This is a genomic window from Anabaena catenula FACHB-362 (assembly GCF_014698735.1).
GTDB classification, from domain to species: domain Bacteria; phylum Cyanobacteriota; class Cyanobacteriia; order Cyanobacteriales; family Nostocaceae; genus Anabaena; species Anabaena variabilis_A.
In genome coordinates this window covers 1-21,670 of the sequence record NZ_JACJTQ010000042.1, presented here as the reverse complement: position 1 = coordinate 21,670, position 21,670 = coordinate 1, and the positions used below count along the sequence as shown (strand labels likewise).

Genomic DNA, 21,670 nt, shown 5'->3' with positions numbered 1-21,670 from the left:
ATTAAGTCATAAATTATATTGATCTCCTAATTCTTGTTCTCTTTTATATGATTGATTACTCTGATTATACTCCATTAAGGCTATCAGTTTAAACTTTTCTATTTCCACCTCTGTTAATTGATTTGTGGTAACTTGAAACTGGGCATAATTTGTTTTTCTAACAGCATTTAAAGCAACCTCGGCTTCAGAATATAAATGTTGTTTTCTTTTCAAGATTAAAATTTGCTCCTCTGTCGCTGTAACTTGTAGAGAAGCAGTAAATTCATCTGATTGATAAACCCTAATCTCTCCATCTTCACTATCTTCTACTAAACTTCCTTCGCTCATTAACCTTGTCATTATGAGAGGAATAACATATAACATGATGTCTTCTTCATATATTTCTGCTTGGTTTTCTTCTTTTTCATCTTCCAAAACTATAATCGAATCATAATTGATTTGAGTGAAATTATCTTGTCCATATTCCGTTGTTTTATTTCCAGTTAAATCATCTACGAACATTACTGCTGATTCAGGAACAAACTCTGGATTTTCTAACTGGATATCGTCTGCTTCAAATTCTATTAAAATAGATTCTTCTACTGTTTTTCCAGAATTAAGACTAGCAATAATAGATGCCAGGGTTTTTATAGCATCATTTTGTTCTTCAATACTTACTATTTCTGTTGATGGAATAGATTCTAATTCATCGTAACCAACATATTCGAGAAGTTGGCTGAACATATAAGCAGTTTTAGCAGAGGAAATATCAGGGGATATTTTACTTGATTCTTCAGTGAGTATAGTTAAAGGATTAGTTGTCATAAATTTATGCCAATCAATTGAATAAAAACTAAATTGATTAAATATTAAACTTGAAGATATTGATTTTTGACTGATGCCAAAGATTGATTGATATTATTGTTGATTTCCTCAAATACATCAATAACTTCAGCCGATATTCGATTCTGATTAATTTGTCCTAATTTAATATCGAGTAAAACAGTTCCATCTTTTTTTATAATCGTTAAATCTTTGTGAGAGTTATTGATTGAAATCAAGTATTCTTTACCTTGTACTATCACGTCTCCATTATCTTGAGGAATGCCAAATACATCCCCCATTCGTTGAGCAATTTTGGTAAGACGATTGATAGAATGTAGTTCTTGAAAATCATTATTCATTGCTACGACTGCTTTTTCTGTTAATTCTACACCTGATTTAAGTTCACTACCAACCTCTGTAATTCGCTGAATATATTCTGCTGACTTACCCAATTTTTGTGCAGTCAAATACCAAGTTCTTAATTTTTCTAATGTTGTTTCTTGATCCTGAATAGTTTTATCAGTAACTACCTCTTTTTGAACAATGTTGGATGAGGAAATGGGTTTAGAATTAGGCGAATTTATTTTGTCAAATAACTCTACAGATAATGGTTGTGTAGGTACTGAAGAAGATACTGTTGAAGTAGTTTGTGAAAAAGATTTTGGTTGTTGGTTAGTAAGTGTAGTATTTTGTTCTAGCTTGACTGCGCGTGTGTACCCATCCTTGACAGCTTCCAGCTTATATCCCTGTACTTCTAAATATTGTTTTACCAGTTGGTCAGTACCAGCAGCATTACCCACTATAAAAGAACTACCAACAGCGATCGCTCTATCAATTAACGGTACATAATGATTATTGAAGGTGTCCAAAATTTGTTGTTGAGTAACACCCCTCCAAGGACCAGAACCTGAAACCATAATTGTGTCATTAGCTGAGTACACCCCCGTATTTGCCCTTTCCCCCCAAGCTTGTTGATAATTACGGGTGCTAGAGAGTGTTTCAGGTGGTGCAGATGATATACCAATGAATTGAGTAGCTACTTCAGCCATTGCCACATCCTTTTGCATATGTGTTGCTACAGCAGCATTTAGGGGTTGAAGATTAGTAAGTGGGTTGGAAGTTTTGGGATAAGTAATAATTTTTTGGACAGAATCTTTGGCTTGAGGTGTGGATAAAGTCGTAGTCGTTAGTACAGGTTCTTTTGGTGGTACTTCTGAGGATGCTTGGGTAATAGTCTGAGAATTTTCCAACACTTTAGAATATCCCTCAATCAAAGCGCGAATAAACGGAGATTCTTTACCCTTCCCTTCCCAGTAGTTATCTCTGCTGGAGGTGACATAGTGAGTACAGTTTTCCAGCCATTCCACTCCTCCCCTTTGCGTGATAGCTGCAAACAACTTGGGGTGCTGTTCTAACTTAGCTTGGATGATTTCTGCCATTAGCTGTATTCGTGGTTCTCCCAAAGGTACTGTAGTTTTGTAGTGTTGGTAAGCTTGTTCAGCAGAGACAAAAGGCACTCCAGCAGGTTTATCTTGGGCATAAGTTTCTGGTTCATATTTGCCGGCAGTTACTGCGGCGTTATCACGGAAAGATACAGGGTACTCTCCTTGAATTTTGCCTAACTCCTTGGCTTTAACAGTAGGATTAGTCACAGCCGCACCTAGAGGGTCAGAACTTCTCGAACCGATATTCACCGGAGAAGTAATAACAGTAGCTGGGGGTGTAGCTGTAGATAAAGGTGGTGGTATAGCAGGTGTAACTAATGACTGTTCAAGGTTTGCACTGGGGAAAGGTACGATTTTACCGTTGACATAATCTCCCAGTGGTTCCATGTTCAGTCCCCACACTTCGGGTTTATCCCTAAAAGTGGCCAGTTCTCGACTGCTGTGTTTTTCCATTGCTGCCCATTGTTGCTGGTATGCTGGATCTGCAATCATTTCTGCGGTGATGCGATACTGTTTACCTACTCGAAAGGCAACTTTTTGAGAATCGGAAACAGGAATATTGGAATGCCCACCGGAGGCGATGGTATAACTTCCACTTTCGGCGATTGCGCGGAGCGCAGTGCCGGAGGCAATCGCATTATTAGACATACCGGAAGCGATAGCGAAGCGCTCCGTAGGAATCCCAGAATAGCCACCTACAGCGTTCGTCAAAGACTTGCCAGAGGCGATTGCGCTTCGCGCACTGCCGCAGGCGATCGCAATATCTCCCTCTTTAAAACCATAAGCTTTGTATGGTTCATAAGTCCTGGTTGTATGACATCTACCATATCCGCGCATAGCTTCAATAGTAGTGCTGACAGGTAAAGGATTGGGTTCACCGTGCATTTTCAACAGAAACACCATTTGCACAGGTTTACCCGAAATCACAATATCCTTCTCTTCCGGTTTGGAGACAATAGTGCTATTAGCAGGTAATACCTCAGCTACTGCGAATATAGTTTGTAGATTTTCAGGAACTACAATTGTTTGCTGCGGTGGATTGTTATTTGATAAATTGGGTGTAATCTTAACAGGTATTGTAGTTGTAACTAATTCCTGAACTTTATCGAGTCTTTCCCCTATTATATGTGGTCTATTGGGAAGGGAATTAAGATATTGATTGTAAGCACTATTTTTTCCGTCAGCACTTAATGGTTCTCCAAACTTTGCCTTCAAAGCATCAAAGTCATCAGATGGAATTGTACTACTAACCAAGTAAATTACAGAAAGACCTTTTTTCGTTTCTAGTGGTATATCTTGTGGAGGTAAAAGATTAAATTCAATATTTTTAGATTTAAACCAATTCTGAACTAATTCTGTTTTATTGTTGTCCACTGTTATTCCTATTAATCCCAGTACCTTATCTTCCTGACTAGTGAATAATATTGTCGGACGTTCTTTGATCTTCTCCAGCAATAGTCCACTTTTTTCAACCATTACCTCTTGCTTTGTTACCATATTTGATTGGGAATTGTCTTGAAAAGCTTGAGATTCCTTTGTCCAAATTTGGGGATATTGTAATGTGCTGGGTTCAATATTAATAAAAGTGTGAGAAAAATTGCTTTGTAAAGTACAATTTACAGAACCTTGTTGACCATGTTTAAGCACTCCCAAATTTTGTAGCGCTTCCTTATCTTTTTTATAGTGAAGAACTCCTAATAATTCTCCATTTAGAAAAACAGCATCCCTATTTTTACTGGTTGGTACTTCTAAACTAACGCTTTTATATTCTTCTCCAGTAAAAACTTGTCCTTTAAAATCATAAACATTAATCTTATTAATTTTCAACAAATTCCCATGAGGTGATTCAGCAATAATAAAACCACCTTCATGTTGACTATCACCAATAGACTTTAATTTAAGTTGTAGCGGATTACCATTAGCTAAATAATTTATTTTTCTTAATTCTTGAATTGAATCATTATCCAATTCTCCTAATATTTGACCAGCCAATTTAATTTTAGCTGTGTCAATAGGAACTGCTACATTACCAATAGCGAGTGTGACTGGTTCACCATTAAAAGTTTTACCTGCATGAGAAAATTTACTAATTTCTCTGATAGTAATGTTGATTGGTGGTTGTGATGGTAAATTAATAGTTGCCGTAGCTGTATAAGATTCACCTGGTTTAATATATGCTTGTGCCTGAGTACCAATTGCTAATTGGCCTGTTCTTTGTTCCAAAACAGCAAATTCTTTGTATTTTCCATCATCATCTTTGACAAATACCAATCTAGAATTATGTCTTTCATGTCCTGGAGGATAGCGACTGGCTTGTATCTCTATCGAATATTTTTCCTGCGAATTCCATTCCCTACCAACAAAATTATCTCCTTCCTTACCAATTCCTAATACTTTGAGTTGTGAAAATTGTAACTCATCTAATTGGCTAACTATTTCTTTACCAAAAGTTGCAAATACAAAGTTAGAAACTTTCTTACGAGAGTTCAAACTTGAATTATCTCCTTGTTCTAATTCATCTTGTCGAGAAGCTGATATATTCCATGTTGCGGCTGCGGCTGGTAATTTTTGGTCTTCAGGAATTAAATTATAGAAATTTTCAGCAACAGCATAAGCTTCTTGAAACAGTAATTTGATTTGACTTTCTCTCAGTTCAGGTTTCAGTTCAACTAATGTTGCTCCCTGAGTTATCATTCCTGGTTTAAGTTTATAGTCAATTACAGATTGTTGACTAACTGTTCCCAGTTTTGAATATTTAGCTTCTCCATTTTCTGTTTCTCCATCAATTTGTGCTATTACTAATAAAGTATGGGGACGTTGCGAAGACCGATATTTTTCTGGTATTTCTTCTAAACGGATGTTGAGTGTTGAACCTTTCCAAATTCCTGGATGTTCATAGCGAGTGAGATTAGTGATGGTAATTTCTGTACCATTGCTTGTTTTGACAACAGCATAAGGTCCTTGTTCAGTTTCTCGACGTTTATTTAATCTGGTGGCTACATTGAATTTATCATCAAATTCCTGTTTGGCTAATATAGCCTGAAATTTTTGTTGAGGAGTAAATTCTACACCTTTAAATAAATCTTGAAATTGGATAATAGGACGTGATTCTAAATGAGATGCTTCAAAGTATTTATTAACTTGGTTAATTAGTAATTCCACTGGTGAATAGCCAGTAGTGTTAATACCTTCCTTTAAGTAAGCAGATGAAGATTTTTTATCTTTTATATAATTAACATCTCGATAAAGATAGCGTTTGTTTTCAGCTATTACCTCCATATCAGGTTTTTTGGCACTTTTGAATAAATCCACCGCAATTTGATTTTGGAAACAAGCTGCTTCAATCATTTGTCGGTACATATTACGATTAATTGCCATTGCTTGTTCTATCACTTGAGAATTTCTATTTTGAACAGATGCAAGTTTGAGAAATTCCTGCATCTGTTCTCTGTATTCTTCCCGTATGGCTTGAGGATGGTTTTGATTATTTTCTAAATTGACTAATTTTTTATAATGACTACCAACTTGGTCTAAATATTCTGTTTGTTGTTGAGAATTTCCATAAGTTATTAAAGTTTCAATTTCTGACTCTAAAGCCTCCAGTGCTGTCACATGATTATTGATAATACCAACGCTGATACCATCACTCATGTGAATAGCGATTTCTTCAAACTCAGGTTGTGTACCATCTTCTCTGTAAAAAGATTGCTTTTTCAGTTTGACTGTGGGAGCATAAGCATTTTCAGGCAAGTTTCTGTATTCAGCTTCGGCGGTAAAATTAGGATATTTACTGGCTAATTCCACACCAATACAGTCACCATCAAAGTCTCGACCTTGACGTTCTGATTCTGTTTCTATGGGGTCTAATTCTTCAGTTTCAATACCTTGTGCTTTTAGGGCTTCAATCCTAGCTTGAATGCGTTTGTGGTCTTCATCATTAACTACAATAATTCCTGCCAAGGGGTTGCCATCTGGTCCTAAGTAATCTTCAATATGTTTGTTGATGGAAACACATAAACCATTAGCATTGAGGAAGGGGGAGCGAAAGTTGAGAATTTTTTCCCCCTCAGCTATCCAAGGCACACAAATCTCACCATTTTTAAGTTCTTTGGAGGGAATAATCATTCCCCGGTCAAAGGTGAGGACACGACCAAGGGCAATATCTCGCCATTCATTTTGTACAAATCGTGTAAGTTCTTGTTTAACTTTCTCAGTTTCTAATAGTTGGTTATGGCCAAGTAAGTCTGCTTTGATAATTTTGTACATTAACAAGTCATCTTGTTCAGATTCACTATTTTCTTGCAAATCATCTGGATATAAATTTTCATCTATCTTAGGGTTATCAGTAGATAATTCCACTGCTTCATTTACTAATTGTTCAGTTTTTTGCTGTTCAATAAAAGCTTTACGTTTTTCGTATTTTTCACAATATAACTGTGCTACTTTCCTGGGATCTTGTTGAATTTCTGCAAGTTCTTGGGCTTGTTTTTCTAATTCTTCCGCAAAGTCTTTGATACCTTGGGGGAAAGAAGCCAGTAGTTGAGAAATGGCAGTTTTACCTTTTTGAGACTGTGATTTTTCACCTAACCAAATAGTTTGATTATATAAACCTGGTTTAATTTGGGGTTTAATTGGTGTAGATGGGTTATCTTTATCTGTTCCCTTGAAGCTAGATATGGGGATAATGAGGTCAATCTTAGGTTTATTTCCATAATCTGCGTATTCTATTTGAGATAAGTTTTGAGGTCTTAGTGTTCCTTTACCAAAACGAAATTTACTGTCATCTCCATCTCTTTCTCTCCAACCAAAGCGGTGTTGAATGACAGCGTAACTTTGATTCTTTTCTTTATTACTTTTGGTTATTTGGTGATATAGTTGGGTTGAAATTTGCCCGTAGCAATCTCCAACCAATTTCCAAGCATCTTCATTATTTAGAATTCCTCCGTTTTCTCCAGTGGTATCATCTACCACAAGAATGTTTAGCCTTTCATGTATAGCATTTTGGCAAGAACCTAAAAATATAGAACCGTAAGCACCTCTGTCTTTACGATCTGGACATAATTTTTCAATTACTTCTAAACATTCTTGTGATCCATAAAGTAATCGTGTTTTGGATGACAATAGCAAAATTTGATTATCTGGATGGTTCTTTAGGTCTTCTGCTGTTGTATGTTCGTCCATTTGACCAAAGGAGAACTGTTTATCAGGTAAGAAGAACTCCAGCAGGGTGTTATCTAATTTCTCAGTTAGAATTGAGTTTAAATTCTGAGTATCTCCATCAGTGTGTAACCATTGGTTTAATTTTGTGTCAAAGTGTTTGAATATGAGTGTCATATTATAATTTGTTTGTATCCGTGGATGTAAAACGAGGATTTTACTATGTCAAAGCTAAATCGTTGGCTGTATTTGAATAGAAAAAAGGTTAATACAGACGGAAATTTGAACCCAGATTATATAAATGAAAGATTAACCAAAGGTATTCATCAAGAGACAATTGATGATTATGCTTTGACTCTTAAGGCAGAATATGAACGATTGAAATTATTAGATGAAACAGAACCTGAACCTTGGATAAATTACACTGCTTATGACTTTTTCACAGAAGAAGAGAAGGAGCAATTTAATGGTGATGGTTCACTGAAACCGGAGTATGTAAAATATGCTCATGGTATTGGTATTAGTGTTCAATCGCTGGAAGAAATGGAACGTCGTAAAAAAATTGAAGTTGACAATTACAATAAATTGTCTGCTCGATATGCTGAACAGGGCATCAATTTTGGTGAACAGCAGATGCAAGCAAGAATTACTGATAACAAAACCTATTTACAACGCAGGAAGCAGATGGAAATAGATTTGCGTAATTTTGAGGATGTTGATACTTTGCCCTTTGATCAAGACACACGATATTGAAACAAAGCGAAATTAGTAACTTAGACATCACAGATAACTACTAATAATTCCCTAAAATTAGATTCTAAAAGTTACTTCAGTGATGGTGCTACTGAAAAAAAGTAGAATTGGAGGTAGGTTTTATTTTGTGTTTTATATCATTTGATATAAATCTGAAGCATTGCTGATAAAACCGTAAATTTACGCCAATTCTTCTTGATTTTCTGGTTCTTGCTGCTGGTTGTGATTCAATAGCAACTCTTTGAGTCTCTCCAGTATTATTAAATCTTCGGATGTCAAACCTTTATCTTTGCTTTCAGCACCATCACGGAGGGGAAGTTCTGCAATTTCTTCTCCACTTTTGCGTCGCAGTTTGAGAATATCTCTCTCTAGTTCAAGGTCGTAGTATTTTCCTGAATATGTTTCAGGTTGCCCTGCTTGCTGCCAGAACAGGCGGATAATGGGGCTGATGCTGTTAGCGTAGTTTTTTGGTTTAGTACCCTGCTGGTGTGTGATCAGGGATGGTATTACATCACCTACCCAACTGGAAGTTTGGCTATTTACGTCTACAGAAATTGCACTTCTAGCTTCACTGTCAAGAGCATTTTTTGAAGACTTTTCTGAAGCGATTGCCTTTGGCACTGCGCTCCGTGCAATTCCTGCGGGGCGCTTCGCTATCGCTTGATTAGCCTCGTTGGTATTTGTATTAACTAATGCTATTTCGTCCTCTGGTGACAATGCTGCCATCATTGTTTTGACAGTAGTTTCTGGCATTTCAACCTGTTTTTGACCACGACAGGAATGTATTGCAGCTAAGTCCCGTTCAGGGTTATAAGATACGCCTCGTTTTTTCTGAAGCCCTGGAAAGCTATATGCTGAACCTAATTTATAGCCACCAATTTTGACATCATTCATTTCAAAAGCGATCGCTTCTTTAAACAACCCCACAGCATTAAACTGAGGATAAACTACAACACCTTTTTGCTGAAGTCTGTGTATCAATTGGGTTACAGTTGGTTGGTCTTTCGTAGCTGCATCAATGATGTCAGCCAACAGTTGGGTAATAGGTGGTTGATTAGAAGAGTGATGTTTCTGTTTTTGGGTTTGAGAATGGCGATCGCTAACAGTTGTTTCAATCCCAAAAATCTCTTGAACTCTTTGAGCTACTCTGTCATTGCTACAGGATACAGCCTCCAAACCATAGTCTTTCTCCAATTGTCGTAATATTACTTCACTGCGGCGATAATCCCAGGAATCTGCTACGACTGAGCCATTCATGCGAATACGAGATGCAATGATATGAATGTGTTCGTGTGTGGTGTCATGGTGACGGGCAACAACGTACTGGCTTTGATTTAATTCCTCTCCCAAGAATTTCATGGACTTGAGCCAATGCTGGGCAATTTCTGTGTATTGCTCATCCTCCAAATGTTCATGGTATTCCCCTTTGTCATGAGATACATCGCGGTGAGGAATAGAAAGAATGACATGAGCGCAAGCACGTTGGAGATTGGGGCGAAATCTTCTGGCTGCACCAAATTCTCTGGTTAGTTGTATGGGTGTAGTCCCACCCATATTACTGTCGATCATGGTGGCTTTCTCCTTCCCCAGCACATATTCTAGGGTGGAGCGAAAGCTTTGATTTTTAAACTGCTTACCAATCAAGGGAACTCCTTTCAGTGATGTCTACGACGGGTTGTGTAGGTGGGGACTGAATACTTCGTTGTATTGGAGATTTGGGAAAATGTGGTGAATTTTAGAGCGATAGCGAACGCGAGTGCGTCCCGGAGGGAACTAGCGCTACTGCAAGCAGTTCGCCTCCGGCAGTGCGCTCCGCGCAATCGCCTTCATCATCATGTCTTTGACTAATCAAATAATCTCTTCTGATTCATCAACTGTCACCCCACACTCTAGCAGTTGCATTTGTGTTTCCTTGATGGATGCACGCAGGGATTCTACTAAGTTTTGTAGCTGCTTAGGATCAATATTTACGGATTGTCCTGCTTTCGATGCGTTAGTTGCTGCTGTAGCTATCTGGTTAAGATTCACCCCAATAGCATTCAGTTCTGTGTACAACTTCCAATTTAATTCAGGGGGAGGGGGCAATTCTACAACACGCCGTCGAAATGCAGCACGTCGAATAAATTCTGTGATACTCACTCTGCCTTCTTTTGCTTTCTGTTTAAGTTGCTCGTACTCATCAGCAGCAAAACGAACTGAAAGCCTAATTGTTCTGATAACTCCATCTGTTCTCTGAGTTTTTTTTGGCATGATGATTATTTCCAAAAAAACTTTTTCAGCTAAAAAATGCGGTGAAAATACTATTTTGAGTGGTTGAGTCCGAGTATAACGCATGCACAAAACATGGCTTGCGTCTCACCGGGAATTAAGGCAAACAAAACTAAAGTATAATTTATAACATATAATTATACCTTTCAAACCTTTCTGCTGTAGGTATTTCAAGGTTATTTACTTAATATGTAAATTAATATACAAATATATAGTCCTTACTGAAAATTGGCTAGGATTGGCTAGGATGGGTTGCTTTTTTGCCACCTAAAAAGGTTATTTAGTTAATTTGTACTATTAAATTATCCATCAAGTGGCTGGGATTGGCTAGGATTGGTTGGGATTGGCTAGACTTACTAAAATAAGTATTATTACTCATGATAACAGAAGTACACAATAATACTTTTGTAACCTAATTGTTTTCCATTAGGGTCTAAAATTTTTTGTGTTTTAATTTTTTTGTTTGCTTCTAAGCGTGTTTGCATAGAGATAGTAATCAAGTTATATCAAAAATTATATCTGTTTTATACTTTTTGTTAGTTTTATATTCATACCTGAATGCTGCAATATAGTTTTTATTATTTATTAGATTTTGTGATACCAGATACCTTACCTCTATCAATATTGGATATTAGGGTTTAAAAATCATAAAAGATAAATGGAATGACTATTATGGCAGAGCAAAAACTTATAACCAAGAGACTTAGATTTCAATTTCGAGAAAATACACCAGATGGAATATTGTTGAATTATTTGGTTAATTATCCCCATAAAAATTTTGATGAATTAGTATGGCAAGCAGCTCGAATATGTTTTATGCCATTAGCTTATATCAACGTAAATGGAGTTGATGATAATTTATTGAAGGAAATAACTTTATCATCAGTGTTTGATTGTTTAAACCATTGGAATTATATTCAAATAAAGTTAAATTTTAATTTACCCTTATCTCAAATAATTCTTCAAAGTATGGACAGTTTTAGTACCGCTTTGATTACAAACGATCCTGTAATAAAACAGAATTATGCTACTTATCAAAACCCAATAGAACAAATAGTTACTAATAACACGACAGTTCCCCAATCTCCAGAAACTGACCTACACGATGACTTTTGGGATGAAGATGTAGAGGTACAGATGGAATTAACCGATGAACAAAAGGCTGTTAGACAGGATATTCGTTCTTTATTTGGATAAATACTATAACTAAATAGTTTAGTTACTTCCTGGATTCATACTTAACAAAATTCAATCACAAAAAATATATTTTAGTTAATTGGTGGAAAAGTGAGTAATAAAATGACTAAAACTGCAAATAGTGTAACCCCGGATTTAATGCTGGCTATAGATTTAGGTGGTTCTCAAACTAAAGCAATTGGAAGTGTATCTCATAAAAATGACTTTCCTACTTTGCTGTGTATGGAACCAGAAATAGCAGATGTATCAGTTGCGTCAGTAGAAAACTATGAAAAAACTAAATCAGGTGAAACAGATCCAGAGAATACCTGCTGGGTGGGTATTGGTGAGGAATATTATGCTATTGGTTTCCTAGCGAGAAAAAAATATGGTGGTAACTCCTTACTCAAGCAGTTGAAAGAAGAAAATGCAGTACAAAAAATCTGTGGTGTTTTGTGGGTGGTTAGTCAAAAATTGAAACTGATGAACAAATTCACAGTTTCACTTGCTGTTTTATTACCACCTTCAGAATATCAAGATAGGGAGCGTCTTGAATCTAAATTAAAACAGGCACTAAAACGTTTCAATACACCTACTGGTGAAATCAGGATCAAGTTGATAGACTTGAATGTTGTCCCCGAAGGAGTTGGTATTTATCTACATAGACGCACTATTTTGGGAAGAAACATTAGGAATTGTAATCTTGCGGTAGTAATGTTGGGATATCGCAATGCTTCTGTACAGATATCCAATAAAGGTGCAGTAACTCCGGGGGTATCAAATACCTTTGGGATGTCATGGATGTTGGATGATTTTGTTAGACGTTGTAGTGGTTTATCGAAAGATGATCCACATCTGATAGCTGCGGTGGTAGCAGCAGGATCTGAATGTAAGTCGGAAGTTTTAGCTACCTTATCACGACGTAAAAGTGAAGCTGAGATTTTAGCAGAAGCTCAAGATATGTCTTTTGCTCTCAAACTTAGTCGGGATGAATATTTTCGGGCATTAGTGCGCTGGTTATTACAAGAAATACCCCGTGATATTAATGAGATGATTTTGTGTGGTGGGACTGCGGAATATCTTAAACCAGAATTAGAGGCACATTACAGCAATGTTAAACTGATCTGGAATGGTGGTATAGAAATTCCCCCAGCATTAGATAAAGTAGGAATGGGTGTGCGATTAGCAGATGTGTGGGCGCTGTATCAAGTGTTGTTTGGTAGTGGGAATTTAATTGCTAAAAATAGTAGTTCTGCGACTAATAATGCTAGTTCTGCTGTTTCCGGGAGCAAGGTTGTAAACCTGTCTTCACCAAAGCCAAAGGGCTTTTTGGAAATGCCAGATCGGCTTTAGAGCATCTTGCTCGCTATGTGTCCCTTATAACAGCAACAATCGCTGTAATTAGCATAGTTATTCAGATGCTATTGACAGCAGATATACCTTAAATGATATAGTTGTAAGCTGTTCACCAAGATACTAATACTATAAATGAGTTTTCAATCTGATTATGAAGCATATGTTCAAAGGCTGAATAGTATTGTTTACGAGTCGCTCACACTGAAAATGGGTTGTTACCAATATTTGAAGGAGACATTGCATTCTGGTGATAGAAAAGTACTAGAAGCCTTTCCATTAATGCCAATTCTAACTGAGGCTTTACATATAGATATTGTTATAACATTATCAAAGCTTCTTGAAGGTAAAATAAAGCCGGATGACAAACGTAAAAAAAGGTCGGATCGCAATTTTATTCATTTTATTAATTTTGTGTCATCTAATCGCAAGAAATTATTATGGCGTGGTGAGGAAATACCATCAAAAATAATCGAGGAGCATGACAAACAACTTAATGATTGTGGAGCAATGCGCCATAAGCTCCTTCAACAACGTGATCAATATTTTGCTCACTTTGACAAAGAATATTTTTTAGAGCCAAACCTAATTCTTGAGGATTTCCCTGATTCATATCTTGAAATAGTAGAATTAATCGGTGTTATTCAAGGTATAATTGGAGACCACATGAAGGGCATCTATGGGTATCAGAGTATATCCCTTGATGACTTATCATACATTGGAACCGAACGAATGATAGAATTTCTTTGTCAAGCTTCTGATTCATTTAATAAAAAGTATAGGCAATCCTCGAATCAAGATATATATCCTGATATTTGAGGTAAAATAAATATCGTGAATATTGACAGTTACTTCCAGAAATAATATCAAAAACAAGCTATGAGCAAAAATTCAGAGAATTATTATGACGTTCTTGGAATTAGCAATAATGCTACTGCTAAGGAAATAAGGGAAGTTTATATCTCTTTATGTAAAGACCTTCATCCAGACAAATTGCCATCTGAATCTGGTTCACATTTGAAAAAACTAGCCGAGGAACGTTTAAAGCTGATTAATGAAGCATATCAAATCCTGAAAGATGACAGCTTGCGTTCAGAATACGATCAAACTTGCACGGCTGAAGTAGGGTCTAATGCAAGAGAATCTGTAGATAATATTGAGGATTTGCTTTCTCCATCTGTCTTATCAGAAGGTTTTGAAATATTGCAACAAGAAGAACAAATAATATGGTCAAAACATATGCAAGATATAGATGATATAGAGCATCAATACCACGATTATCTATCCACAGTCAAAGGACATAAACCAAGAAATTTATATCCAGATACTGCATTATTGAAGCTAAACAGATACTTAAGAATTATATATTGTGGTGTTCCGGTCGCATATTTGTTCTCATCATTTATTTGTGGTATTTTCTTACAAGTATTCATTTTTCTTGGTTTCAAGCAACAGAATATTATGATTCCAATTGTTATTAGTTGTGGGTTACTATTTGTTTTATCTTTATGTTCATATATTTTTTCTGAAGGTTCATTGGATGATAATGATTTAGAATATATTTACTATGATAAATTACCTGCTTATTGGATTACATTTAGAGGAATTGGCTCATATTACAGATATAACAAGCTCAAATCCCCTATTTATGAAAAAACCTTTGTAAAGTTAATTCGTGGAATTGTAAAGCAATTAAATAAAGATATTTTGTCTCTACAAGAATCCAGGAAAGTTAAGATAAATAAGTTCAAAAGTATTAATCCTTATCAACTTACTCCCAAATATATTTCTTTATTGTCCCTATCTGAAAGATTTTTGTTGGTTAAAGCACTCGAACAAAAAGCAAAAGATGAAAAAGGTGAAGCTGCTCTAAACAATGCCTTGAAAGTTGCTGGTGCAGTTGGTCTGGTAGCTTTATGGATTGGTACTGGAGGTGGTCTTTGATTTAAAAAATATAGGTTGTGTTTGAGTTAATTTTATCTTAATTCATCCAGATTTTCAAAGTTAACATTATATACTAATAAAATCTATATATAATAATTACACTATATAATTATTATATATCCCATGATTTTAAAAAATAAAAAATAGGTATTAGGGAACTACTTCCCCAATACCCAGTTTTGAAGTAATTAAAAACCCTAACAGTAATCTTAAAACAGAGTTAGTTGCACACCTGCTACCTTCTTTAGACTGCTAGGAAAATCATGAATTTTGCTAATTGTGCTAGATGCAGGAGGTTGGGAATTAATAGGTTTGATAGTCGTGATAACTTGAGAAATATCACTAATCCATTCAATATCTTCCGTGCTGCGATTAAACAACTTATCTACTATTCCTGGGTGAATATGGCATTCTTGAATACACCTTTCATCATTTAGCCAGAAATCATCATCACCGTCTTCACCATTTTCATCACTAGAAGATAATTCTGATGTATCCAAAGCAGCTTCATCTTCTTGTAAAATAGCATCAATTTCCTGCAATCGTCTGGAGACATCATCAATCCTTTCTGAATGTGGAAAAGATTGTCCTACAAGAGATTCCAATCTTGCTTTTTCAACCTTTGCATTTTCAAATTCTTCCTGCAATCTTGGTAGATATTTCGGTAATGAATCTATCATAGTATCAAGACTGATTAAAGGATGAGAACGTTGAAACTCAATACTTCCTTTTTTGTTGTCAATAACCCAGGGGAAATAATACTCATTTCCACAACATTTGATGTAAACACCTAACTTATTATTACCAGGACGATAATAAGCATACACATCAAAACCTCGGTAATCAGCAACCTTTCTTGTCGAAGTATTTTGATTCTGGAAAATCTCTTTACACTCCAGATATATTCGTTTAGAAATTTGCGCTGCTTTTATTTCCTTGAAAACTGGCTTGATTATTTTCAAATCTTCCTGAAGCCAGTCAATCTTGCGTTCTAAATCTTGAATTTTGCGATTCCAGTTATCTATATTCCAACCCAAACTAAATTGTTGTCTTTGATGACTCCTTTGTTGAATGAGTAGAGAATTTAACTCACTACGCAAATTAGACTCCTCAATTAACAGAGAATTTCCTGTAGCCATTGACTTAATTTGAGCATAGGAATAAATCCCTTGATCACAATCTTCAACATTATCCAAATCCTCACCATTGAGGAATTTAGCAGTCATTTCCTGCTTCCATTGTAAAGTTTGCCACCTGAGAGCATCTAGACGTTCAGTAATATACCTAAATATCCACACAAAAGGTAGGGTAAAACCCATAAATTCCCCATTTCCTTGCCTGATACCTCTTCCCTCCCTTTGAGTTAAGTCAGATGGTCGCCAAGGGGCATCTAGGTGGTGTATAGCCCATAATCCGCGACGGTGGACATTGCAACCAGTACCTAATTTCTTCGTGCTTCCCAGTAAAATACGCACCTGACCAGAATCAATTAACTCAAATAGTTTAGTCCGTTTAGATTTATTGAAATCATGGACAAACGCAATTTGTGATTCTGGAATTCCTAATGCTATAAACAGCATTTTCAAATACAAATAAGTGCTGTATTTATCTGGTTTAGGAATACTAGCATCACAGAATATTAATTGAGTTCCCTTGACAGTATTCGTTAGCTTCCAAACTTGCCAACTATTCCAAACACATTCATGCAACTTACTGATATCTGCTTCTTTAGTTTCCCCCAATAAGCGCATAGTTAAAGCAGCTTTTGTGAGATCCGTCGTTACCTTCAGCATATTATCAATGCTGGGTGCGACTTGCCGAGTGTAAATTTTCTCAGACCTTTTGAGAGCATCCCTAAGAAACTGTAACTGTGCTGAAGATGGTTCGACAACAACATCAATAAACTTAGGTTTTGGACGTTTTAAAACATCACCAATGTTATCATTTGTGCGGAGGTCAACAAACTGATCCATTAGCCCTCGGAGAGCTTGGATATTGCAGAAACTCTTAAATCGAGTTACTACTTTATATTTACCACTAGCAGTAACTTCAGCCGAAGAAGTAGGTTCTGCAAATTGACTAGCCCATTCATCGAAAGTTTCTATTCCCAATTCTCGTAATTTGGGAAGTTGAAACATCCGCATCCAATTAAATAATTCTGCCATAGTATTGGACAGAATTGTACCCGTTGCACCAATTACCTTTCCTGTGAATTGGGAACAAGTTTCTGTGAGCATATCTCCCAGAATATGCAGAATCTTCATGTAGGTATCACTAGCACGTTGACTCCAACTTTTGGGAATACCTCTGATGTTGTACATCTTGGTAATAATCGAGAGATTCTTAAATTCATGAACCTCATCTATCACCAACATATCTGTCAAATTATCAAAATCAATGTGATTGTCTTTTCTTGTTGATTCTGTTACCTTGTTGATTTTACTTTCTAGGCTTTTTAACGCCTTTTTCAATTGTTTAGTGGTGATTCTATCGTTTGACTCGTTTCTCAAGAAACTTTGGAGAATTTCTTTTTCTTGATTGTGGAATGCTAATTGATAATCCTCCGATAATGCTAAACTAAAGAATTGGGAATGAGTAATGATAGTGCAATCAAAATCCCCTGTTTGAATGGCAGCAGTGAAGATTTTTCTACCTTCGGCATCTAGCTTTTCAGGAACTAATAAGTTTGCCATTGGATAGAGATATCTAAAACTCTCTTCAATTTGTTTTTCAGTGCCATTCAACACAACTAACATTGGCTTATTAGCTAATCCTAACCGCCGACATTCCATGATAGATGCAATCATGGTGTATGTTTTACCCAGTCCCACATCATGGGCTAGAAAAGTGGCATTTTCTTCAAGGATTCTGGAAACACCATCTAATTGCCAATAGTTCAATTGCACATGAGGATTACTACCTGGAAGTTGAAGGTAATTACCATTATATTTTCGGGCAGAGAAAACATTAATTTGTGTGTTGTAATATGTATATAGTTCCACACATCTTTGTTGATTCTCCCAAATCCAATTTCTAAAAGCAAATTTGATGACTTCTAATTTAGCTCTGGCTTCTTCTGTTGCTTCATTAGATGCTAAAGTATTAATGGTATCCTTGCTTTCGTAAATAATGATTCTGGGGTCTTGACGATTTAATCCTTTTTCCAAAAGTTTGGCACTATCTATATAACTTGTGCCGTATTCTGTAAGGTCGTCAGAATTCCCTCCTATTGTCCAAAAAGATGTGCTAGATGAAGTAATGTGAGATATCGTTACTTTTATTTTCAATATCTCTTTCGCAAACTGCTGGTAAATTTCTGGTTTAATCCAGTTTGTACCCAGCATTATGTGAATCTTCTTGTTCAAGATTTTATCTTTTTGGGAATCTGTGAGAGAATTCCAATCAATATTGGATGTTTCTAGACAAGCAAGTTTGATATCTTCTGTAGCATCTGGAAGCATTGGTAACGGTTGAACTGCTTTGAGTGCTTCTATGTTTTTTGCTAAATTAGCAGCAATCGCTTCTTGCAGTTTCCTGTAGACGTTACCAGATAGATATTGAGCAGCAAGTTCCCATTTCTGCTTAATTGGATTATAAAAGATGAGATTATCAGCATCGAGTTCTTGAATAATTTCCTCTTGACTCAGGTTGCTAATTTCTGAGATATAATCCAAATCTAAGCAACCTTTTATATTCAGAGAATGTGTCAAGGCATCTTGGGCTGAATTGACTTTCGTGGGAGCAGAATATGAACGACAGACTCGTTTAGAGAAAATATCAGCTAATTTGTAATTGCTCTTTTCTAGAGTTCTGACTAAATAATAGTTGGGGTCTTTTCCCAGATGTATTAGGTTGTACTTGCTATTGATTCTGCCCCATTTACGAATGAATGAGTTGTAGCTGTTTTTAAGTTCTTGTTGGAGTTGTGTTAATTCCTGATCATTTACTGTTTGTTGGGCATTGATGACTTTTATTAAACAGCTACGTAGCTGCCAAAAATCCTCAATTCGATTTCTCTCTACAGTTTCTACTAAAACTAAATGGCTTTTTGCTCTTTGATAAATTTGGTTTTCATGAATACAAAAAGCCATTTCTTTAATATGTTGCAGTTCAGGGGGAACTAACAGTAGCTCTTCAGTTTCCTTTCTAGGAGAGTAGTTAACATTTAGAGGTATTTTGCACAGGGATTCAGATAAATCTCTGCCGTCATCTAATAGAGCAAAACCTTCACCGTACAGTTTATTAATGCTTGGTGTACCTAATAAGTGATGTACATGAGGATAAATTCTCTGTTGTAAATGTGTGTATTGGGGAGATTTTTGCAGTTGGTTTTGATAATATTTATCAAAACTTCTGCCTTGAAATTCACTCAAGAAATATTCGTTGAGATGAGCTTTAGTTTTATCACCTTCATTACCCCAATCTTGAGGGACAATTTGTACTTCTTGAGTATTTATCCATTTTGATGTATTGGCATGACGAGGATTTTTTACTCTTTGAAAGATTAGTAGAATGGGGCTAACTTGAGTTCTAGCAATGGTGTTAAATACTCCACTAGGAAGTCTCACAGCCGTTACCAGTTCTAGTTTTTGTCCTAACCAAGCTCGAAACTTGTGAGAACTGGGAGCATCTAAAGTGTACGTAGAAGTAATGACTGCAATTAACCCTTCTTCTCTCACTAAGTCGGCAGATTTGGCTAGAAAATAGTTATGGATGCTGACTCCGAGAAAGTTATATTTTGAGTCATTTACTCCATAGTCACCAAAGGGAAAATTCCCACATACCAAATCAAAATATCCTTCTGGGAAGCTGACTTTTTCAAAGCCCTGATTATAGATTTGAGCTTCGGGATATAAATGTTTGGCTATGGTAGCGGGTGTTTTATCTAATTCAATTCCAAATAGTTTTGAGTTGCATCGTATATCTTCTGGCATTAATCCAAAGAATAAACCAGTACCGCAAGCTGGTTCTAAGATTCTGCCTCCTGTAAATCCTATGCGCGATAGCATTTCCCAAATACTACGGATAATTTTTGGTTCTGTATAATGGGCATTTAATATGCTACTGGCAGCGTTATTAAATTCATTTTGTTCTAGTAAAGTTAGCAATTCTTTTTGTGCTTTAGCAACCCATCTGGTTTGTGGATTTAAGCTAAATATTTCAGGTAAACAACCCCATCCATTGAATTTGGCTAATGTTTGTAGTTGTTCTTGGGTGGGAGTTGTGTTGAGTGTTTGCAGGGTAATAATTGCCTGTTTATTGTTTTCCCATCTTTGTTGGGGTGTGGCTTTTAATTCTGATTCTATTGTTGAGTTGATTGTAAACATATCCCATTGCCAAAAAATAGTTTTGGTAATGGGCGCATAGCGCAAATTTACGAGTTAAATATGTTATGGATATTCGCATTCAAGTGAAGTATGGGCAGTAATAATTGAACGCAGATGGACGCAGATAAACGCAGATAATTTTGTACTTCATTAGACTAGAAATTGCTATATGTGCATTTTTAAAGTCAAATGATATTAGAGAAAAAATATAGCTTACATTCATTAGTAAGCCATATTATTTATAAATTGTTGGTGAATATTTATGGTTGAAAATTTTATATTAACAGGTTGAAAAGCTTGAAAATTTGAATGTGAGACAGTATTAGATATGCCTCCAAAAGTTCTTACTAATAGTTTTCAAGCTGATAACTTTCCTGTTGTTACCAGACTCTGATGTATTTTCACCTTGAATAAATTCATTTCCTAATAAAGAGTTCAGTAATGATAGTTGGTGGTCTACGTCTCCTACATGACGGTATATTAAGGAGGGGATTATTTTCATGCCCAAAGGTGTAGGGACAATTTTGAGATATTGGTTCAAGCACTCTAAATAATTGCTATTTGCAAATTGTCTTTCAGCTACATAAGGGCGTAATATTTCTAGTAATTGGATAGCTCTTTTAATTTCCGAAGAATCAGAAGTATGATCGATTTGAGGCTGGCTTTCTCGGTAGCCTTTCATTTTCTTTTCAGCAACGAGATTGTGAAATTTAGAAACTGCTTGTTGAAAATTACCAAAAGCGTGAACTTTCTGTTGAGATTTGTAGCCTACTCGACCCCATTCAACAGTTAAATTTTCTTGTTCAACTTTGGCACTCCAGAACTTATTGCTATTCTGGGCAGCATCTACGAATACTAAATATATTTCCATAATTGGCCTAGTGATATTTCATGGTGTGGTTGTTCGTGACTTTCTTACTCATGCAGAATATAGTAAAGATAACTGGAAAAATGACGAATGGTTTGATAGCTAACCTGAAATAAAACGCCATTATTGAAAACTAGGATTAATGTTTATTAATCTGAGTTTGATTAACCAAATAATCCCATAAACATGAAATGTTAAAAAACACTAGCTACATAGAATTAATTACGTCTTTTTCTCCTCGTACCATAAAATCTGAAGAAGATTTAGAAAAAACTCAAGCAGTGGTTGATAAGCTTCTTGATAAAGGAGAATTAACCGAGGCGGAAGAAGATTATTTGGATCTGTTGGGAATTTTAATCCATGAATATGAGCAACAACAAGATTTAGTTTCTGATATTTATGGAGTAGACCTTCTCAAAGTTCTGATTGCAGAATTAAATCTCAAACAAAAAGATTTAGTTCCTATATTAGACATCTCCGAAAAAGAATTAAATTATGGTATAAGAATATAAAAGTGTATTTTTTGGTAAGACGTTATGGGCAGTATATTTGAATATATTCAGAGCAATCCTCAC

At 35.9% G+C, this 21,670-nt stretch carries 12 protein-coding genes; 6 read left to right on the top strand and 6 right to left on the bottom strand.

What is annotated here, in order from left to right:
• Nucleotides 1-6 precede the first annotated feature (6 nt).
• A complete protein-coding gene (locus tag H6G68_RS21220) occupies nucleotides 7-804 on the bottom strand; it encodes a hypothetical protein (protein ID WP_190908420.1) in 798 nt (265 codons plus the stop codon).
• Between the two features lie 44 nt (nucleotides 805-848).
• Complete coding sequence (locus H6G68_RS21215; protein ID WP_190908419.1) at nucleotides 849-7,583, bottom strand: hypothetical protein; 6,735 nt, start codon at nucleotides 7,581-7,583, stop codon at nucleotides 849-851.
• Nucleotides 7,584-7,628: 45 nt separating this feature from the next.
• Here H6G68_RS21215 and H6G68_RS21210 point away from each other — a divergent pair, with 45 nt between their 5' ends.
• Nucleotides 7,629-8,159, top strand: a complete 531-nt coding sequence (locus H6G68_RS21210; RefSeq protein ID WP_190908418.1) for a hypothetical protein — start codon at nucleotides 7,629-7,631, stop codon at nucleotides 8,157-8,159.
• Between the two features lie 180 nt (nucleotides 8,160-8,339).
• Here the strand turns inward: H6G68_RS21210 and H6G68_RS21205 are convergent, their stop codons facing one another.
• Together H6G68_RS21205 and H6G68_RS21200 are read right to left on the bottom strand one after the other, a co-directional pair.
• The gene (locus tag H6G68_RS21205) at nucleotides 8,340-9,728 is read right to left on the bottom strand and encodes a relaxase/mobilization nuclease domain-containing protein (RefSeq protein WP_242045348.1); all 1,389 of its coding nucleotides are present in this window, start codon (nucleotides 9,726-9,728) and stop codon (nucleotides 8,340-8,342) included.
• A gap of 279 nt (nucleotides 9,729-10,007) precedes the next feature.
• The gene (locus tag H6G68_RS21200; protein WP_242045347.1) at nucleotides 10,008-10,409 is read right to left on the bottom strand and encodes a plasmid mobilization protein; all 402 of its coding nucleotides are present in this window, start codon (nucleotides 10,407-10,409) and stop codon (nucleotides 10,008-10,010) included.
• A gap of 690 nt (nucleotides 10,410-11,099) precedes the next feature.
• Here H6G68_RS21200 and H6G68_RS21195 point away from each other — a divergent pair.
• The 4 genes from H6G68_RS21195 (at nucleotide 11,100) to H6G68_RS21180 (ending at nucleotide 14,900) form a co-directional block, all read left to right on the top strand.
• Nucleotides 11,100-11,624 carry a hypothetical protein gene (locus tag H6G68_RS21195; protein WP_190908415.1) on the top strand — a complete coding sequence of 175 codons (525 nt, stop codon included), beginning with the start codon at nucleotides 11,100-11,102 and terminating at the stop codon, nucleotides 11,622-11,624.
• A gap of 102 nt (nucleotides 11,625-11,726) precedes the next feature.
• A complete protein-coding gene (locus tag H6G68_RS21190) occupies nucleotides 11,727-12,956 on the top strand; it encodes a ParM/StbA family protein (RefSeq protein WP_190908414.1) in 1,230 nt (409 codons plus the stop codon).
• Nucleotides 12,957-13,091: 135 nt separating this feature from the next.
• Entirely contained in the window at nucleotides 13,092-13,775 is a 684-nt protein-coding gene (locus H6G68_RS21185) for an AbiU2 domain-containing protein (protein ID WP_190908413.1), read from the top strand.
• A gap of 60 nt (nucleotides 13,776-13,835) precedes the next feature.
• Entirely contained in the window at nucleotides 13,836-14,900 is a 1,065-nt protein-coding gene (locus H6G68_RS21180; protein WP_190908412.1) for a J domain-containing protein, read from the top strand.
• 209 nt (nucleotides 14,901-15,109) lie between these two features.
• Here the strand turns inward: H6G68_RS21180 and H6G68_RS21175 are convergent, their stop codons facing one another.
• Nucleotides 15,110-20,227, bottom strand: a complete 5,118-nt coding sequence (locus tag H6G68_RS21175) for a DEAD/DEAH box helicase family protein (protein ID WP_190908411.1) — start codon at nucleotides 20,225-20,227, stop codon at nucleotides 15,110-15,112.
• 322 nt (nucleotides 20,228-20,549) lie between these two features.
• A complete protein-coding gene (locus H6G68_RS21170; protein WP_190908410.1) occupies nucleotides 20,550-21,098 on the bottom strand; it encodes a WGR domain-containing protein in 549 nt (182 codons plus the stop codon).
• Between the two features lie 188 nt (nucleotides 21,099-21,286).
• On the opposite strand from H6G68_RS21170, the gene H6G68_RS21165 reads away from it, so the two are divergent.
• Nucleotides 21,287-21,607: a helix-turn-helix domain-containing protein gene (locus H6G68_RS21165; protein WP_242045346.1), complete on the top strand. Its 321-nt coding sequence runs from the start codon at nucleotides 21,287-21,289 to the stop codon at nucleotides 21,605-21,607.
• Nucleotides 21,608-21,670: the final 63 nt, after the last annotated feature.

Bases quoted from the DNA above. Each gene is read 5' to 3' on its own strand.
- H6G68_RS21220 (WP_190908420.1), bottom strand. From the start codon at position 804: ATGACAACTAATCCTTTAACTATACTCACTGAAGAATCAAGTAAAATA.
- H6G68_RS21215 (WP_190908419.1), bottom strand. From the start codon at position 7,583: ATGACACTCATATTCAAACACTTTGACACAAAATTAAACCAATGGTTA.
- H6G68_RS21210 (WP_190908418.1), top strand. From the start codon at position 7,629: ATGTCAAAGCTAAATCGTTGGCTGTATTTGAATAGAAAAAAGGTTAAT.
- H6G68_RS21205 (WP_242045348.1), bottom strand. From the start codon at position 9,728: ATGATCGACAGTAATATGGGTGGGACTACACCCATACAACTAACCAGA.
- H6G68_RS21200 (WP_242045347.1), bottom strand. From the start codon at position 10,409: ATGCCAAAAAAAACTCAGAGAACAGATGGAGTTATCAGAACAATTAGG.
- H6G68_RS21195 (WP_190908415.1), top strand. From the start codon at position 11,100: ATGGCAGAGCAAAAACTTATAACCAAGAGACTTAGATTTCAATTTCGA.
- H6G68_RS21190 (WP_190908414.1), top strand. From the start codon at position 11,727: ATGACTAAAACTGCAAATAGTGTAACCCCGGATTTAATGCTGGCTATA.
- H6G68_RS21185 (WP_190908413.1), top strand. From the start codon at position 13,092: ATGAGTTTTCAATCTGATTATGAAGCATATGTTCAAAGGCTGAATAGT.
- H6G68_RS21180 (WP_190908412.1), top strand. From the start codon at position 13,836: ATGAGCAAAAATTCAGAGAATTATTATGACGTTCTTGGAATTAGCAAT.
- H6G68_RS21175 (WP_190908411.1), bottom strand. From the start codon at position 20,227: ATGTTTACAATCAACTCAACAATAGAATCAGAATTAAAAGCCACACCC.
- H6G68_RS21170 (WP_190908410.1), bottom strand. From the start codon at position 21,098: ATGGAAATATATTTAGTATTCGTAGATGCTGCCCAGAATAGCAATAAG.
- H6G68_RS21165 (WP_242045346.1), top strand. From the start codon at position 21,287: ATGTTAAAAAACACTAGCTACATAGAATTAATTACGTCTTTTTCTCCT.